The organism is Mucilaginibacter sp. FW306-07-L (assembly GCF_058782065.1).
Genome location: NZ_JBYSXI010000002.1, coordinates 701,449 through 717,513, shown reverse-complemented (window position 1 = coordinate 717,513; position 16,065 = coordinate 701,449). Strand labels below are relative to the sequence as shown.

Annotated in this window: 15 protein-coding genes and 1 tRNA gene; 6 read left to right on the top strand and 10 right to left on the bottom strand. The window is 43.7% G+C overall.

Annotated elements, in window-relative coordinates:
• Nucleotides 1-4: 4 nt before the first annotated feature.
• A complete protein-coding gene (locus tag AC3WJC_RS13340) occupies nt 5-481 on the bottom strand; it encodes an Lrp/AsnC ligand binding domain-containing protein (protein WP_345331955.1) in 477 nt (158 codons plus the stop codon).
• Between the two features lie 152 nt (nt 482-633).
• On the opposite strand from AC3WJC_RS13340, the gene AC3WJC_RS13335 reads away from it, so the two are divergent.
• Nucleotides 634-745: transfer RNA gene (locus AC3WJC_RS13335), tRNA-Asp, on the top strand.
• A 225-nt stretch (nt 746-970) separates the two neighbouring features.
• On the opposite strand, the gene AC3WJC_RS13330 is transcribed toward AC3WJC_RS13335, so the two are convergent.
• Entirely contained in the window at nt 971-1,948 is a 978-nt protein-coding gene (locus AC3WJC_RS13330) for a helix-turn-helix domain-containing protein (protein ID WP_492399607.1), read from the bottom strand.
• 92 nt (nt 1,949-2,040) lie between these two features.
• On the opposite strand from AC3WJC_RS13330, the gene AC3WJC_RS13325 reads away from it, so the two are divergent.
• The gene (locus AC3WJC_RS13325; RefSeq protein WP_492399606.1) at nt 2,041-3,168 is read left to right on the top strand and encodes an FAD-dependent oxidoreductase; all 1,128 of its coding nucleotides are present in this window, start codon (nt 2,041-2,043) and stop codon (nt 3,166-3,168) included.
• A 53-nt stretch (nt 3,169-3,221) separates the two neighbouring features.
• Here AC3WJC_RS13325 and AC3WJC_RS13320 read toward each other — a convergent pair whose 3' ends face one another.
• The 3 genes from AC3WJC_RS13320 to AC3WJC_RS13310 all read right to left on the bottom strand — a co-directional run bounded on the left by AC3WJC_RS13320 (nt 3,222) and on the right by AC3WJC_RS13310 (nt 5,152).
• Nucleotides 3,222-3,791: a hypothetical protein gene (locus AC3WJC_RS13320; RefSeq protein ID WP_492399605.1), complete on the bottom strand. Its 570-nt coding sequence runs from the start codon at nt 3,789-3,791 to the stop codon at nt 3,222-3,224.
• A gap of 76 nt (nt 3,792-3,867) precedes the next feature.
• Nucleotides 3,868-4,089 (bottom strand): zinc ribbon domain-containing protein YjdM, encoded by a 222-nt coding sequence (locus AC3WJC_RS13315; RefSeq protein ID WP_492399604.1) that lies wholly within the window; start codon nt 4,087-4,089, stop codon nt 3,868-3,870.
• A gap of 79 nt (nt 4,090-4,168) precedes the next feature.
• Nucleotides 4,169-5,152: a pyruvate dehydrogenase complex E1 component subunit beta gene (locus tag AC3WJC_RS13310; protein WP_492399603.1), complete on the bottom strand. Its 984-nt coding sequence runs from the start codon at nt 5,150-5,152 to the stop codon at nt 4,169-4,171.
• A 140-nt stretch (nt 5,153-5,292) separates the two neighbouring features.
• Between AC3WJC_RS13310 and AC3WJC_RS13305 the strand changes: the two genes are divergently transcribed.
• Nucleotides 5,293-7,176, top strand: coding sequence for a DUF4153 domain-containing protein (locus AC3WJC_RS13305; protein ID WP_492399602.1), 1,884 nt, complete (start codon nt 5,293-5,295; stop codon nt 7,174-7,176).
• A 116-nt stretch (nt 7,177-7,292) separates the two neighbouring features.
• On the opposite strand, the gene AC3WJC_RS13300 is transcribed toward AC3WJC_RS13305, so the two are convergent.
• The gene (locus AC3WJC_RS13300; RefSeq protein ID WP_492399601.1) at nt 7,293-8,939 is read right to left on the bottom strand and encodes a S8 family serine peptidase; all 1,647 of its coding nucleotides are present in this window, start codon (nt 8,937-8,939) and stop codon (nt 7,293-7,295) included.
• 396 nt (nt 8,940-9,335) lie between these two features.
• On the opposite strand from AC3WJC_RS13300, the gene AC3WJC_RS13295 reads away from it, so the two are divergent.
• Complete coding sequence (locus AC3WJC_RS13295; protein ID WP_492399600.1) at nt 9,336-10,739, top strand: tetratricopeptide repeat protein; 1,404 nt, start codon at nt 9,336-9,338, stop codon at nt 10,737-10,739.
• A gap of 56 nt (nt 10,740-10,795) precedes the next feature.
• On the opposite strand, the gene AC3WJC_RS13290 is transcribed toward AC3WJC_RS13295, so the two are convergent.
• Genes AC3WJC_RS13290 through AC3WJC_RS13280 form a run of 3 tightly spaced genes read right to left on the bottom strand, consistent with a single transcriptional unit; the run spans nt 10,796 to nt 13,097 of the window.
• Nucleotides 10,796-11,788: an MBL fold metallo-hydrolase gene (locus tag AC3WJC_RS13290; RefSeq protein WP_492399599.1), complete on the bottom strand. Its 993-nt coding sequence runs from the start codon at nt 11,786-11,788 to the stop codon at nt 10,796-10,798.
• Between the two features lie 44 nt (nt 11,789-11,832).
• Nucleotides 11,833-12,666, bottom strand: a complete 834-nt coding sequence (locus AC3WJC_RS13285; RefSeq protein WP_492399598.1) for an alpha/beta hydrolase family protein — start codon at nt 12,664-12,666, stop codon at nt 11,833-11,835.
• A 47-nt stretch (nt 12,667-12,713) separates the two neighbouring features.
• A complete protein-coding gene (locus AC3WJC_RS13280; protein ID WP_492399597.1) occupies nt 12,714-13,097 on the bottom strand; it encodes a DoxX family protein in 384 nt (127 codons plus the stop codon).
• A gap of 299 nt (nt 13,098-13,396) precedes the next feature.
• Between AC3WJC_RS13280 and hemA the strand changes: the two genes are divergently transcribed.
• Nucleotides 13,397-14,623 carry a glutamyl-tRNA reductase gene (hemA, locus tag AC3WJC_RS13275; protein WP_492399596.1) on the top strand — a complete coding sequence of 409 codons (1,227 nt, stop codon included), beginning with the start codon at nt 13,397-13,399 and terminating at the stop codon, nt 14,621-14,623.
• 5 nt (nt 14,624-14,628) lie between these two features.
• Here the strand turns inward: hemA and AC3WJC_RS13270 are convergent, their stop codons facing one another.
• The gene (locus tag AC3WJC_RS13270) at nt 14,629-15,120 is read right to left on the bottom strand and encodes a hypothetical protein (protein WP_492399595.1); all 492 of its coding nucleotides are present in this window, start codon (nt 15,118-15,120) and stop codon (nt 14,629-14,631) included.
• 83 nt (nt 15,121-15,203) lie between these two features.
• Here AC3WJC_RS13270 and AC3WJC_RS13265 point away from each other — a divergent pair, with 83 nt between their 5' ends.
• Complete coding sequence (locus tag AC3WJC_RS13265) at nt 15,204-16,034, top strand: TlpA family protein disulfide reductase (protein ID WP_492399594.1); 831 nt, start codon at nt 15,204-15,206, stop codon at nt 16,032-16,034.
• Nucleotides 16,035-16,065: the final 31 nt, after the last annotated feature.

Genomic DNA, 16,065 nt, shown 5'->3' with positions numbered 1-16,065 from the left:
AAATTTACTCCAGTGTTATTTGGCGTTTAATGCTTTCTTCGAGTGAAATAAATGTTTCGGTACGTTGAATACCGCTTACACTTTGTATGTTTTCGTTCAATACTTCGCGCAGGTGGTTGGTATCATGGCATACAATTTTAGCGAAAATGCTCCAGCTACCGGTGGTATAATGCAGCTCAACAATCTCGTTGATTTTTTTTAGCTGCGCTACAGCTTCCTGGTATTGTGAGCCTTTTTCAAGGTAAATACCCAGGAACGCGGTAATGTCATATCCTAATTTTTGCGGGTCAACCTCGAGGCTGGCACCTTTTATAACGCCCATCTCTTCAAGCTTTTTCATACGCACGTGTATAGTACCGCCTGACACGATCAGTTCCTTAGCTATCTCAGTGTAAGGAGTTGTTGCATTTTTCATCAGGATTGATAAGATCTGAATATCCAGATTATCAATTTCTAAATTTTGGGCTTTTCTGTGGGGCATAAATTAGAAAATCTATATTTTATTACAAGTTTAATTAAAACTTGCATAAAAATAAAATTATTTTGTTGAAATATTTGCAAGAATTTAATAACTCCGTTAAATTTGTATCAAGCAATTGACAAATGCTTAACGTTCTTATAAAGAAAAAATACTGTTGGGTGGTGAAATTTTTGGCAGACACACCTCCTTGTCCCGGTGGCGGAGATCATAGGAAACCCGAAGCGGGCTAACTACTCTGTGGAGGTTCGAATCCTTCCCCAACAGCATCCGATGGCTCGGATAATTACTGTAGGATGGTGAAATTTTGGCAGACACACCTCCTTGTCCCGGTGGCGGAGAACCTGGGAAACTCTTAGCAATAAGAATAACCACTCCGTGGAGGTTCGACCCCTTCTCCTACAGCTCTTCTCATAATTTAGGTTTATAATTGGTTAGTAAAGGCCCCTGCCCATCAGGGGCCTTGCTTTTTTATACGATTTTTGATTTAGCCTATATACCTTCATCCTCCGCATGTTTATAATTGCTGTATTGCTTAGGCTTCATACCGGTATGCTCATAAAATACTTTCGAAAAATGGCTCAGGTTGGTAAACCCCAAACTATAACCTATTGCCGACACAGATAGCTTGTTTTCTTTTAATAAGCGTGCAGCCTCCTTCATCCTGAATGCCTGATAATAGCTGAATATGCTGTCGCCAAAAATTTGCTTGAATAGTCGTTTTAACTTGGTAGGGCTCATGTTGGCTTCAATGGCCAGTTCGCTAATAACAGGTGGTATATGCAGTTGCCTTATCATCTGCTCCTTCAGGTTGTAGATGGTTTGTACATCAGCCATATTTAGCGCGTGCACCTGTACTGCATCTCGTTTTTCTAACGCTATCAATAGTTTGCATATCAGTTCTTCGGCTTTAATTCTTAATAAAAAAAGCTTAAAGTTTTCGCTGATAGGGTCGGTTAAAATTTCGCTAACCACTTTTTGTAATGATGGATAAATAAGTTGCTCAAATATTAACGGCTGATTATTATCCAGCAATCCCTGCAAAATGGGCGAATGGATGTTAGTGTTTAAAATCTTATTCAGATAATCAGCCTGTATCTCAATATTAATAGTGGCAGTGTTTGAGTGTATGGTTATTAATTCATCGGTATTAATACGGCTTGTAGCAATAAGTACCGAAGGTGAAGCAGGGCTTGTACTATCAAATATGGCTGATGCTGCTTTCGGAAAGATGTTTTGAAATTTAAAAAATATCACTTTACCGGTATGATGCAGATTGGGGTTGCTAATGGTCAGATCCTGATGTAACTCATAATTACTGATGAGCATACGGATATCTTCATTAAACATAAAGCCGCTGCAATAACCCCTGCCAAATTGTTGAGGGATCTCCAGGCGATGGTTGGTTACCTCTGTATTTAATAATCGGGCAAAGGTGTATAACACTTCAGGTATCGTTTTATCGGTCATTGTTTTAAAGGTCTTTTACGGCTATTTTTAGGTTGAATGTAGGTATTTTACCTGTCATGTTGCACGCATCTTTGTACTATAATATATAAATAATGTTATTGACAAATAAAAAGGTAGCCATTATTGGAGCCGGCCCCGTTGGTTTAATGATGGCGAGGTTGCTGCAACAATGTGGTGTAGGTGTAGCCGTTTACGAAAGAGATGAAAATGCCCGGGCCAGAATATGGGGTGGTACGCTCGATCTGCATATAAACTCAGGGCAAAAGGCTATGAAAAAAGCAGGACTGCTTGATCAATATTATGCCGCGGCTATACCTATGGGGATAGTGTTTGCTAACCAAAATGGAGAGGTGTTAGCTACCCGGAAGCCCACACTTGAAAACCGGTACGATAACCCCGAGATTAACAGAAACTACCTGCGAAAGATATTATTGGATAGCCTGGCATGTAATACGGTTGTTTGGAATAGCAAATTTACCGACTTGAAAGCGTACAATGGTCAATGGCTTTTACAATTTGATAATAAATCTGATGCTGTGGCCGATGTGGTTATAGGTGCTAATGGCGGTATGTCGGTCATCAGGCAATATATTACCAATGCACAGGTTGAAGAAACCGGAACTATTATTATCCAGGGTGACATACCTCAGCCCAAAAAAAACTGCCCTGAACTTTATAATTTGTGTGATGGCAGCAGGTTAATGGCTGCATATCAGGGTAATTTATTGGTTGTCAATCCTCTTAATAATGGTAGTCTTACTTACGGTGTAATATTTAAAAAGCCGGATGACTCATTTGAGCAGGACTCCAATTATAAGGATAATGCCGGTATCGCCGCATTTCTGTCTGCCCGTTTTTCCGGCTGGGATATGCGGTATAAACAACTGTTTACTCCAACAGCACAGTTTGTGAGTTTGCCTACCCGGAAATTTCCGCTGGATAACCCATGGAGAACAAACCGGCCTTTACCCATAACCCTTATTGGCGATGCCGCGCATTTGATGCCGCCCTTTGCCGGACAGGGTGTAAATACAGGGTTAACGGATGCGCTGATTTTAGCCGATAATCTTACCTCCGGTAAGTTTGCCAACGTTAATGATGCCATTGCTGACTATGAGCAACAAATGTTTATTTATGCACGGGAGGCACAGGCAGCATCAAGCCGGAACGAAATAGAGATGTGTTCGCCGGGATTTTCGTTCAGACAGTTTTTTGATTGAATATAGTTCCATATACAACTAATACGCCCGGCGTTTTACTACCATCTTTAACCTTAAGGCTTTTTACAATAGCCGATGCCTAATGTACCTCCTAAACCTATGTAACTGTATTTTGAAATATTGCCGAATAATTTAAGGCCAACGCCGCCACCAACTCTGTGACGGGTCTTCTTTTGCCTGAACCAGTTCATATTGATCTCCAAAGGAAAACCAATGTAACTGCTGTTATGATGAATTGCGTTATCAGTTGTAAAAGAAAGCTGGTGCCTTTTATTGTATGATGTACCTATCGTTACACTCATATTATTGATGCTTTGGCCATACATTATGCCAAACTCATCATAGTCAGGGGAGTAAGATACCGGTGGCGCAGTATAAAGATGTTCACCTTGCGTTGCATGTAACGCCTTAATGGTAAAAACATGCTGTTTATATTGATAATTAAGCTCGGCACCTAAATTAAGCCCATGACTACCACCGCCAAAAAGAGTATTAAAAAAAATGAGCGGGTTACTTTTTGATGATGTATCTCGCTTTGGTTGTGGCGTTGCTTTTACACTGTTTTGCAAACATGCGTATGTGGTAATAAGTAATAGCAAAAATAAAAATGGCTTTAGGTTCATAACAAAGGTTAGCACTTAAATATATATAATTATTTGCTAAAGCCAAAAACGCCCGGCGGGTTTGCCGGGCGGTCTGCTATCTCTTTTTAACAAAGGCGGTTTTAAGCACGATGCTCATCCCGTCTATGCGGCAATCAATCTCTTCCGGGTCATCGGTAAGGCGTATCTTTTTTACCAGAGTACCTTGTTTAAGGGTGGTATTGCCGCCTTTTACCTTGAGGCTTTTTATCAGCGTAACCGAGTCGCCGTCGTTAAGCTGATTACCGTTGCTGTCTTTTACTATTATCTGTTCGTCCATAATGATGAGGGTGGTGTTAAAAAAATAAGCCTGCTTAAAAAGCAGGCTTAAAAATTGTATTTAGTTTGGTTTGGAGGTCTTATTTGGTAACATACATTACCTGTTTAACCGCCTTAACCACTCTGTCGGCATTTGGCAGGTACTCCTGTATCAGGGTAGGAGCGTACGGTAGTGGCACATCGCCACCCATAATACGTTGAATAGGCGCGTCTAAGTAATCAAACGCGTCTTTTTGTACTTTAAAGGCAACCTCAGTCGCGATAGAACCTAAAGGCCAGCTTTCTTCAACAATTACCAAACGGTTGGTTTTTTTAACCGATTCAATAACTGTAGGGTAGTCAATAGGGCGAACGGTGCGTAGGTCAATAACCTCAGCGTTGATGCCTTCTTTAGCCAGTTCTTCGGCAGCGGCGTTAACCACTTTCATTATTTTACCAAAACCAACTAAGGTAACGTCTGTACCTTCACGGGTTACTTTGGCTTTACCTATTTCAATGTAATAGGTTTCTTCAGGCACTTCGCCTTTGTCGCCGTACATTAATTCCGACTCCATAAAGATAACCGGATCCGGATCAAGGATAGCTGATTTTAATAAGCCTTTGGCATCGTAAGGGTTTGATGGAACCACCACTTTTAGGCCTGGGCAGTTGGCATACCAGTTTTCAAAACACTGGCTGTGTTGTGAGCTAAGCATACCCGCGTTGCCTGTAGGGCCACGGAAAACGATAGGCACAGAGAACTGGCCACCGCTCATGCTCATCATTTTTGCTGCCGCGTTGATCACCTGGTCAATAGCTACAAGCGAGAAGTTGAACGTCATGAACTCGATGATCGGTTTTAAACCATTCATGGCCGAGCCGATACCGATACCCGCAAAACCCAATTCAGAGATAGGCGTATCAATAACGCGTTTAGCGCTAAATTCATCAAGCATACCCTGGCTTACTTTATAGGCACCGTTATATTCAGCAACCTCTTCACCCATCAGGTATATGGTATCGTCATTGCGCATCTCTTCCTGCATGGCCTCGCGAAGCGCTTCTCTGAATTGTATTTCTCTCATTGTACGTTGAAAAATGATTTTTTTACGGAGGCAAATATAAACGATAATGTTTGAAAAGCAATCTGCCTGCATTTTAATAAAGTGATTTTTAGAGGGCATGTTTAAAGTTTGTTACATTAGCCAAACAAAACTTTATCTGCATGAAATTTCCATCGGTAAAAAATCTGGCCGAAAGCGCTGCCACTACTGCCAAACGCTTTCCGTTCGAGCTGCTTTTCGCGCTTATGGCCACTATTGCTACCACAATAAATATTGAGCTGGACAGTATAGCCCGCGATGCCGAAAGCTGGTGCATGCGCCTTACCATGATGGGTAACCTGGGCCTGCTGCTCAGTTTGTCGGCTACCTTGTATGCCGAGGCTAAGGGGCTTGCACGCGGCCAAAAACTGCTGCTGAATTTAGCTGCCGCGATAGTAGCGGTGGGCATATTATTCGCGCTTAACCCAATGGAGCGCGAATCCGACTATATCCGCTTTTTTTTACTGAGCCTGGCATTACACCTCATTGTAGCTTACGCGGGGTTTACCGCTAAAGGGCATATACAAGGCTTTTGGCAGTTTAATAAAACGCTGTTTTTGCGGTTTTTAACATCCGCTTTATATTGCGTGGTGCTTGGCTTGGGTATTTCCGCAGCTATCGCGGCGGTTAACTACCTCTTTGGATTTGATTTTGAATTTGACACCTACCGCATCATCTGGACCTGGATTGTGTTCATGTTCGGCACTATCTTCTTTTTATCGAGCGTGCCGGCGGATTTTTCGGCTTTAGATGTAGATTTAAGTTACCCCAAAGGATTAAAAGTATTTACGCAGTATGTACTTATTCCGCTGGCGACTATTTACGTGGCTATTTTACTGGCTTACGAGGTGAAAATTTTACTGGCCTGGAATCTGCCTAAAGGTAACGTAGCCTACCTTATCATGGGGTACTCGGTATTTGGTATCCTGTCCTTACTGCTGGTTTACCCTATACGTGAGCAAGCCGAAAATAAGTGGCTCAAAACATACGCCCGCAGCTTTTACTTTTTAATGCTGCCCTTGCTGGTGCTGCTGTTTGTGGCCATTGGCGCAAGGGTGTTTAAATATGGCATTACCGAATTGCGATACTTTTTGGTAGCGCTGGCCTGCTGGCTGCTGTTTATTACCATATACTTTTTACTGTTTAAAAAACAGAATATTAAGCTGATCCCCATCACACTGAGCATACTTACCCTGCTATCGGTTTATGGGCCGCAGGGTGCTTTTTCGGTGTCGGAGTTTTCGCAGCGCCGTATACTGGTTAATGTGATGGCGCGTAATGGTGCCTATCACGATGGTAAATTCATCCCCGTAAAAAAAATAAATAAAAAAGACGGCAACCGGGCCGCGGCGGTTTTAGATTACCTGGTAAACAAGCATGACCTGGCCTCATTACAGCCTTATTTTAATAAGGATTTGACGGTTGTAAGCGACTCGTTAAGTAAGCAGAAAAGTAAATGGAGCGATGGCGATTATATCAGCCGGTATGAACTCAAGAGTAAAAAACTGGATTGGGTAAAGCAACAACTAAAACTTGAACATTATAGTGGCAGATATTATGACGACGATTATACAGATGTGGCTACACAACAGCCCTACAGTAACTTTGTTAACCAGGATAATTTATTATTACTGGCAGGATATGACTACAGTTTGAACCTGGATGCCTACGACTCCCTTGGTGTAGTAACCCGGTCTTTCGGCTTAGCGATCAGGCAAGGTGTTAGCAAAGCGCAGTATAGCTTATGGCTGGATAACGAACATATTACGCTCAATACCATGCAGATTATTCCTCAGTTAGATTCCATTAAGCGTAAACATGCATCAGGAAATACCGAGTATGATTATGACCCCATAACGGTACCGGCATCAAAACTTACGCTTACCGGCCAGTCAAAAAGCTTTGAAGTGAAACTGGTGTTTAAAAACCTGAACTATGTTTACTATGACGACACAAAGGTTGACCAGGTAAACGGAACAGGCACTTACCTCATCAAGCGCAAATAAAAAAGCGGAGGCCTGGTATATTTACCGGGCCTCCGCTTTTTATTTGCATTGTTCATTAGTCATTAGGTAATTGTCATTAATATTTTGTTCAATGACTAATGAACAAAATGACCAACTTATTTCCTTTCGCCTTTTAAAGTAGCGGCTATCTCTAAGGCTTTTTGGGCGTTAACAATACCGCCTGCTTTTGATAAGGTGGTAAAATCAACCTTATCGGTTTTGCTGCCCGGTTTTAATACCATGGTGCCTTTAAGCGGCACTGCCGATTGCAGGATAACCTGTTTCAATTGTTTGGCGCTTAGTTTAGGGTAATACTCCAGCACTAATGCAGCAACACCCGCGGTAATGGGCGAAGCAAAGCTGGTTCCGTCTGCCGTGTTAAACTCGGCATCCTTATCAACCGAGGTTACCTTAACGCCCGGCGCGAAAACGTCCACATTCATTTTACCATAATTACTGAATGATCCGGCCAGGGTCGAATCGTTCCTGGCGGCTGAAGCACCTACCACGATCACGTTATCCATATCTTTTACCGAGCCATCCTCAAAGGTATCATTCGGGAATTGCGGTTTAGCATCAACATCCTGGTTGTCATTGCCTGCGGCCTGTACCAGCAGTACATCTTTTGATGCCGCGTATTTAAAAGCATCATCAACCCATTTTTTATGTGGCGACAGCTTTTTACCAAAGCTCATGTTGATGATCTGCGCGCCGTTATCCACCGCGTAGCGTATGGCCTTGGCAATATCCTTATCATATTCATCGCCGTTAGGTACGGCTTTAATACCCATCAAACGTACATTATCGGCAACACCATCAATACCGTAACCATTGTTGCGTACGGCACCTATTAAACCGGCAACACCAGTACCGTGCGAGGCATCCGGGAATTTAAGAATGTTGCTGCCATACGGTTTGGTATCCCAAACGTCAGGGTTATCGCCCACAATTTTTTGGCGCGAGGTAAGGTCAGGGGTCAGGTCATTGTTCAGTTTGGTGAGGTACTCACTTAATTCCTTAATAACACCTGCCGCGTCGTTATCGCCGCCCTGCTGGGTAAATATGGATTGCCAGATGGCCTTGCTCTGCATAATGGTATCATTTGCCGAGGTGATCTTATCCAGGTCGCCTTTTTTAAATGAACCTTCGGAGTTTAGTTTCAGTTCGCGTTTAATATAGCCGCTGGTCGCCATCAGTACATTCAATACCGGCGACAGTTGCTCGGTTTCGGTTTTAGCCTTGGCAACGGTAGTATCGTGCGTGGCCTTTACCTGCTGCCAGTAAGCAAACTCCTTTTTATTGGTGGCCGATGCTTCGGTAAGGGTAGCGTATTTGCCTTTAAGGCGGTTATATTCACGCACCTCCTCGGTAGTTTCGGTATAATCAGCCTTGCCGCCCGGGCCGCCTAAAAAGTTCCAGCCATGTACGTCGTCAATATAGCCGTTCTTGTCATCATCCTTGCCGTTGCGGGCTTTTTCTTTAGGGTTGATCCAAAGTACCGGCGAAAGATCCTTTTGCGCGGTATCAATACCGCTATCAATAGTAGCTACAACTACCGTTTTGCTTTTTTTGCCTTTAATTAGCTGGTAGGCGGGGGTAAGGCTTATACCAAAAAAGCCGTCGCTCTTTAAATCCAGCAAGTGCCAGTTTTTAGGTAATTCGGCTTCTGCCGCCGGGGCAGGGGCTTGCGCGTGCACGCCCAGGTTAAGCAATAAGGCACCGGCCAGCAAGGGCGCGGCGATCGTTCGTTTTATATTAAGCATGAATAAATGATTGTTTTTCAATTGTTAAAATGTAATAAGTACGCTGTTATTTAATCGCTGTTAATGTATCCTGCCGGATGCTGTACTACAGGCCCGGTTTTTGTCGTTTATATGTAAATCGTCAACGTAATAACAGTAAGGTTGCGTATTATGTTGTACCTTTATCAAAGGTAATTTTTTAATCCGATTCCGATCAGCAACACTCCTTTGCGTTCGTACCCATTGATATTTGTTTATTATCAGATAGTTACAACTGAAAGGTGTTAGCTAATGTTCGGATGTGGAAAACTAAATTATCCGCCCGATACTTTAAGTTATTAAATTGAACGCAATAAGCACTGAAGTAACGTTTAAACGTTGCTTTTTAAGCGAGATGTTCTGCAAACAAAATAGTGAATGGAAGAAGAATTTGAATTTGGTTTTGCTGAAGATCCAAAGTTTTCAGTAGAACGTTACGAAGAGATGATTCGTAACCAAGACCAGTACTTTTTTGATGCCCAGGCGTTTGAGAACATTATCGACTACTACATCGAGAAGAACGATCCGCCGAAAGCATTACAGGTAGTGGAATATGCCCGTAACCAGCACCCGTTTGCCGCTGTGTTTTTTATAAAGCAGGCGCAACTGTTAATGGTTACCAACCGTGCTAATGATGCTTTTGAAGCGCTTGATAAAGCCGCCATGCTCGAAGCGTCTGACCCGGATATCTACATCATCCGCGGTAACCTGTACGAGAGTATGGAGCGCTATACTGAAGCCCTTGAGAATTATGAAAAGGCCCTTGAACTGGCCGACGATACTGATGAGGTGCTGCTGCACATGGCCTATGTTCATCAAAACATGGGCGATTATGAGCAGGCTGTAATATACCTTAAACGCTGCCTGCAGCAAAACATGGAAAACCAGGATGCCCTGTACGAACTGGCATTTTGCTATGATGTACTGGATAACCAGGCCGAAAGTATACAGTTCTATCAACAATATATTGATAACGAGCCTTACAGCTATGCCGCGTGGTATAACCTCGGCAACGCGTTTACTAAACTCGGTTTGTTTGAAAAGGCTATTGACGCGTATGATTACGCCATCCTGATCAAGGACAGCTTTGCATCAGCCTACTTTAATAAGGGCAACGCGCTGGTTAACCTTGAAAAATATGCCGAGGCTATTGAGGTTTACCGCCAGACCTTTGAGTACGAACAACCCAATGCCGATACTTACTGCGCCATTGGCGAATGCTACGAAAAGCTGGAGCAGATGGATGATGCCCGCGCCTTCTACAAAAAATCAGTTAAGATGGACCCTAAACTGGCCGATGCCTGGTTTGGTATCGGGGTAACACTTGATTTTGAGGAACGCTATTTTGAGGCGCTGCACTTTTATAAAAAAGCGCTGGATATTGACCTGTCAAATGCTGATTACTGGTTCGCTATAGCGGATGCCGAGTACAAGTTGGGGCACATACCCGAGGCCGAAAAGGCTTACGAAAAGGTGGTGGAGTTGAATCCGGTTGATGTGGATGCCTGGCTGGACTATTCATCTATATTATACGAGCAGGAAAAACTGGGCGAAGCCATAGAGGTGATGACCCAGGCGATCAAGAACAACCCCGACGCGGCCGAACTGTATTACCGCATGGTAGCCTACCTTTTTGCCCAGGGCGATTATAACGAGGCGCTAAACCAGTTAGAGATAGCGCTCACTACTGATCCTGAAAAACATTACATCCTGTTTGATTATTTGCCCCAGTTGCAAAAAAACAAGGTGATTATTGACATCATCAGCAGGTATACAAGGTAGTTTTTTGATTAATGCTTTATTTTTTCAGCGGCCGGATAACCCGGCCGCTGTTTTTTTTATAAGCTGAGGTAAGGTGTCCACCAGTTAGAGATCAGGTTGGCGCTTACCTCGGTAGGCGTACCCGGCGAAGGCATAAACAAGCTGATACCTTTTTGCGCGGCATAGTCGATCACTTTTTCGGCAGGCTCGTACCAGGCATGCGGGGCAAGGTTAAAAGTACCCCAATGTATGGGCAGCATTACCTTGCCTTTTAAGGCTAAATGCGCGTTGGTGGCATGGTCGGGCCCCATGTGTATATCGGGCCAGTGTTTACCGTAAGCCCCAACTTCAAGCATGGTTAAATCAAACGGGCCAAACTCATCGCCTATATCCTTAAAACTTGGCGATGGACCTGAATCGGCACCAAAATAAATATTGTGCTGTGGCCCTTTAATAACGAAGGATGACCATAGCGTTTCATCGCGGTTAAATGCTCCCCTGCCCGAAAAATGCCTGGCCGGGGTAGCCGTTATCGTCAGGTTATCCAGTTGGGTACTGTCGCCCCAGTTAAGTTCAGTAAAAGTTTTAACACTCCATTTGCGCAGGTAGCGGCCAACGCCCAATGAGCATATAAACGGAATGTTTTTAGTAGCCAGGTATTTAATGGTGTTCTCATCCAGGTGATCATAATGATCGTGCGAACTGATCACGGCATCAATATGCGGCAGTTTGTTGAGGGGCAACGGTGCATCAAAAAAGCGTTTTGGCCCGATGCTTTGCGAAAATGATACCCGCTGGCTCCAAACCGGGTCGGTAAGCAGGCGTTTGCCGTCAATTTCAATAATAATGCTGGAGTGGCCTATCCACGTAATGCGCAGGTCGGTGGTTGGTGCTGTATCATAGATGCCCGCGTCGGTAGTAAAAGGCCCTAACTTTTTAAGCGGTACATTCTCCTGTTTATTACTGATGTATTCGCGCAGTATCGGCAGCATTTTGCCTAAACCCGCGGCATCCGTAGGTATAATGTTGACAAATTTTTTGCCTTGTTTTTTAGCGGGTTGTATGCCCATAATGGTGGTGTGTTTTGTTCAGGGCTAATATGGCGCTTTAGTATTTAATCGTTCTGTAAAAAAGTGATGCATTTGTCGCAAAACTCCTGCAATACAGCGGGTAGCTCTTTTTCGCTATAAGGATGCCTGCCGCCAAACACATGGTCGCCACCCGGAATGATGTATAACTCCGCATCAGGCTGCGCGGCATACAGTTCCTGCGCGTGGGATAGGGGCACTGTCGGGTCGGCATCGCCGTGGGCTATAAGCCAGGGTTGCGTGATCTCCGTAGCGCGAACAATAATGTTCAGCCGTTCCGGGTTTTTATCCAGATCATCCAGCAATGTAGATTTTACCGGCATTTGCTGCCCGGTACGGTAGTTAGGGAAATGCATTACCCCCATCAGTTTCCACTGCTTTTCGGCCTGGCGCGGCCACAGATTACGGAAGGTAGCCACCGCAGCCATCGTGATCAGCTTTTTTATCCGCGAATCCTCAGCCGTTTGTATAATGCTAACGCCGCCGCCCATGCTGTGGCCAATTAAATACACCTGGTTAGTACGTTTAAAGGCCGCGCCGCTGGCGGCAAAATCCAGCACATGTTTCAGGTCATCCAGTTCGATGGAAAAGGTGTTCTCGCTAAAACTGGTCAGGTCGGCAAATTCGGTGGGTTCATCAGCCGTGGTGCCGTTATGCGAAAAGTTGAACTTTAAAAACCGATAACCCTGCTGCGCGAAATAATGCGCGATCAGGTTATGGGTACCCCAATCCTTAAAGCCCTTAAAGCCATGCGCGAAGATCACGAGCGGGGCATCGCGGTTTTCGTTATCCACGGTAATGTCAAGAGAGATGGGCCGGCCTTTGGCACCGGGCGTTACAAAGTTTTGCTGTACTATCATTATAAATAAGTAGTCGTAATAAAATAACGGCGCTTGCCGGGTTTTGTTTATCGGGTATTGCGGCTTGGTGTACCGCACCACCATGCCCAGGCTATCAGCAAGGGTTGCAAAACAACCAGGCGTATCCAGGCCAGCAGTGGGGTAACGGTGAGCTTACCTAATTGCAGCGGCGCATCGGCAACCATGCTGATGTGTACCGGTAAAAAAGCGATCAGCATCAGTATAATACCGTAAGCGGCTATGGTTCTGGTTTGTTTGAAGATCAGTAAAACGGCAAAAAGAATTTCAAACCCCCCCGCCAACAAATTCAATACCTGCGGGAATGGTAAATAAGGCGGTATTATTTTAAGATATGATGCAGGGCTGATAAAGTGATTAAGGCCCGCAAGCATATAGCCGATGATCATGATAATAAGTGCCGCCTTCTTCATAAGTTGTAATTAAATCGCCGGTAAAACCCTTATTAACAGCGCATCGCTTATTTATAATGTAGTACAGGCAACCCTGGAGCTTGTTTAAGAGTATTTACTTTATGGATAAGTGTTAAGCGGTAAACGCGAAATATTGTTTTGCAATGTTGCGTGTGCGGACTGAATAATGTTTATTTGCAGCCCCGTAATTAAGTAAATGATGGTTATTTATACACATTCTAAATACGGCTGTTTGACAAAGGGTTGACATAAGGGGTTTTTATTCCTGTTATTTTTGTTGGGTTAAATTTAAAACTGCTTTGAAGTATTTAAAGGTTATAGCTTTTACGCACAAACAGATCGAGCTGAAGGAGTTGGGGAAATTGGTGATATGCCAGGAGGATCTGACCGTTAAACTTCAAAGGGTTAAAGTAGAGTTCGGTATCTCTGAATTATTTTACCTGGCTACCTGTAATCGAGTGGTATTTGTTATGGCCACCTCTCAAAATGTTGACAGACCTTTCGCCGAAAAATTTATCGGTTCGTTGGAGATGGGCTTATGCTCACACTATATGGGCACCTTTATGGATGCAGCCGTTATTTACGAAGGGCAGGATGCCTTAAACCATTTATTGCGTACCTCTTGCTCGTTAGAAAGTTTGGTAGTAGGTGAAAAGGAAATACTGGCCCAGATTCGCAAAGCTTATGAGCAGGGCAGGGAAGGCGGCCTGACCGGCGATTACCTGCGCATGGTAATGAACTGTGTAGTTAAAACAGCTAAAGAGGTTTATACTAATACCAATATTTCTAAAAATCCTATATCGGTAGTATCTCTTGCTTACCGTAAGCTAAAGGATCTTAAACTTTGCTCAAACGCCCGCATACTAATTATCGGTGCCGGCGAAACTAACCGCAATATCAGCAAGTATCTTCAAAAGCATAAATTCAGCAACTTTGTGGTATTTAACCGCACTGTGGCCAATGCCGAAAAACTGGCTGCCGATTTGGGCGGCGAGGCTTACGGACTGGAAGAGCTTGCCAACTATAAAAGCGGGTTTGATGTTATTATTACCTGTACATCGGCAACATCACCTATTATCACTCCTGAGTTATACGCCTCATTACTGAATGGCGAAACCGGCCGTAAAACCGTTGTTGACCTTGCCGTACCTAATGATACCGCTGCCGAAGTGCTGGAGCAATTCCCGGTTAACTTTATCGAGGTGCATTCGCTTAACGAGGTAGCCAAACGTAACCTGCAGGAGCGCTACCAGGAACTGGTACATGCCGAAGCCATAATTGATGCCAACACTACCGAGTTTAGCTTACAGCTTAAACAACGCCGTGTGGAGATCGCCATGCGCCAGGTGCCTGAAAAAATTAAGGAGATACGTACTACCGCTTTAAATACCGTATTTGTTGATGAGGTACAAGGCCTGGACCAGCAATCGCGCGAGGTATTAGAGAAGGTGATCAGCTACATGGAAAAGAAATATATCAGCGTACCCATGATCATGGCGAAGGATATATTGATCAATGGTAATTAAACCGGTTACCGGATAACCCTTATCAGGTTTCCATTCCTGTCAAAACACAAAATATACTTACTCAGCAAAGCGGCTCCGCTACTGTCAGTCACCTTAAAGTGATGGTCAACTTTGTAGCCGATGAATTTTGGCTCCACACTTTTTATTATCGCCGCCTGCTTCTGTTTATACCCCGTCTGTTTTTTTTCATAATACCCGCTCTCTTTCCGCTCGTTAAATAACTTAAAATTTTCGCCCATTTCCTGGAAACGAAGAGCCTCGATCTGCATAATAGAATCTTCAAGGCGGATGTAAGCGCTATCGTTTTGGTAAGACAGGACTATGCTATCTACAGGGCTAAAGTTAATTGACTTGTAGCCCGGCGTATCAGCGAGGTTTTTTGCTGCCCAATTTTTTGCGTTGCTGTCTATTGTAGCTGCTATGTGCTCGTCCGTTTTTTTATTGGAACAGGCCGCTGCGAATAATGCAATCAGTAATAGGCAAAAGGGTAAACGCATAGCGCAATTTAGCTTTTTCAGGATGCTTTGTTAACTTAAGTACTGTATTATTTATGATGTAATTATTTTATTTACATTGCAATATGATAAGATCAAGGCTTTTTTGGGTGGCATCCATCATGCTGGCTATTATTCCTTTATTGGGAATTGATATTGCCGAGCATCGCCTGGCCTGGGAGAAAGATGTGCGCGAAGAAATGATCAACGTAGTGCAAAATGTTTATGATCTGAGCCGTGAGCAAAAAGCGCATATTCTGGATAATATCCTCGAGCGTAATTACACCCTTAATATGCTGATCTATTTAAAAAGCTTTTTAGTAGTTGCATTACTTGTAGCGGGTGTGTGGTTGTTAATTAAATACAAAAAGCATCATGGTAAAATATTAAAACCTATAGCATTTACCGTGGTGTTGATGGTTTTATTCACAGGTGCTAAGATCAGCCTGGCCCTTATGCTTAGCCCGGACAGTGAAAAGATAAAGTTTATCAGCGTAAACGATCAGGAGACAGACATTTCCAATGTTATTAAGCAGAACTTTAAAAACCAGGTGGTGTACATTGATTTTTGGGGGACAACCTGCGGCCCTTGCTTGGCCGAATTTCGGGATTTTACCAAGCCGGTAAAAGATAAATACCGTAAAGCCGGAAAAGTTGGCTACCTATACATTTCACAAGGCAACCCATATTTATGGAAAAAACAGGTAAACAAATATGACGTGGAAGGCACGCATATTTTTGTGAATGATCAGCAATACAATAAGCTTTTTCGCCAGGCTGTGCGTAATAATTCTACAATGATAACGATGCCAACTTACCTTATTGCAGATGTTAAAGGCAACATAGCAGAAACGAATGCCGCCCGCCCGAGCGACAGCAAGGCGCTGTTTGCACAAATTGATAAACAGCTCCATTAATTGCTGTTAGCGTGCTGGCTGCTAAGTCTTT

What these genes read in the sequence shown, in the direction of transcription:
- AC3WJC_RS13270 (WP_492399595.1), bottom strand. Translation starts at nt 15,120, where the DNA reads ATGCGTTTACCCTTTTGCCTATTACTGATTGCATTATTCGCAGCGGCC.
- AC3WJC_RS13320 (WP_492399605.1), bottom strand. Translation starts at nt 3,791, where the DNA reads ATGAACCTAAAGCCATTTTTATTTTTGCTATTACTTATTACCACATAC.
- AC3WJC_RS13295 (WP_492399600.1), top strand. Translation starts at nt 9,336, where the DNA reads ATGGAAGAAGAATTTGAATTTGGTTTTGCTGAAGATCCAAAGTTTTCA.
- AC3WJC_RS13315 (WP_492399604.1), bottom strand. Translation starts at nt 4,089, where the DNA reads ATGGACGAACAGATAATAGTAAAAGACAGCAACGGTAATCAGCTTAAC.
- AC3WJC_RS13280 (WP_492399597.1), bottom strand. Translation starts at nt 13,097, where the DNA reads ATGAAGAAGGCGGCACTTATTATCATGATCATCGGCTATATGCTTGCG.
- AC3WJC_RS13265 (WP_492399594.1), top strand. Translation starts at nt 15,204, where the DNA reads ATGATAAGATCAAGGCTTTTTTGGGTGGCATCCATCATGCTGGCTATT.
- AC3WJC_RS13305 (WP_492399602.1), top strand. Translation starts at nt 5,293, where the DNA reads ATGAAATTTCCATCGGTAAAAAATCTGGCCGAAAGCGCTGCCACTACT.
- AC3WJC_RS13285 (WP_492399598.1), bottom strand. Translation starts at nt 12,666, where the DNA reads ATGATAGTACAGCAAAACTTTGTAACGCCCGGTGCCAAAGGCCGGCCC.
- AC3WJC_RS13330 (WP_492399607.1), bottom strand. Translation starts at nt 1,948, where the DNA reads ATGACCGATAAAACGATACCTGAAGTGTTATACACCTTTGCCCGATTA.
- AC3WJC_RS13340 (WP_345331955.1), bottom strand. Translation starts at nt 481, where the DNA reads ATGCCCCACAGAAAAGCCCAAAATTTAGAAATTGATAATCTGGATATT.
- AC3WJC_RS13300 (WP_492399601.1), bottom strand. Translation starts at nt 8,939, where the DNA reads ATGCTTAATATAAAACGAACGATCGCCGCGCCCTTGCTGGCCGGTGCC.
- AC3WJC_RS13290 (WP_492399599.1), bottom strand. Translation starts at nt 11,788, where the DNA reads ATGGGCATACAACCCGCTAAAAAACAAGGCAAAAAATTTGTCAACATT.
- AC3WJC_RS13310 (WP_492399603.1), bottom strand. Translation starts at nt 5,152, where the DNA reads ATGAGAGAAATACAATTCAGAGAAGCGCTTCGCGAGGCCATGCAGGAA.
- AC3WJC_RS13325 (WP_492399606.1), top strand. Translation starts at nt 2,041, where the DNA reads ATGTTATTGACAAATAAAAAGGTAGCCATTATTGGAGCCGGCCCCGTT.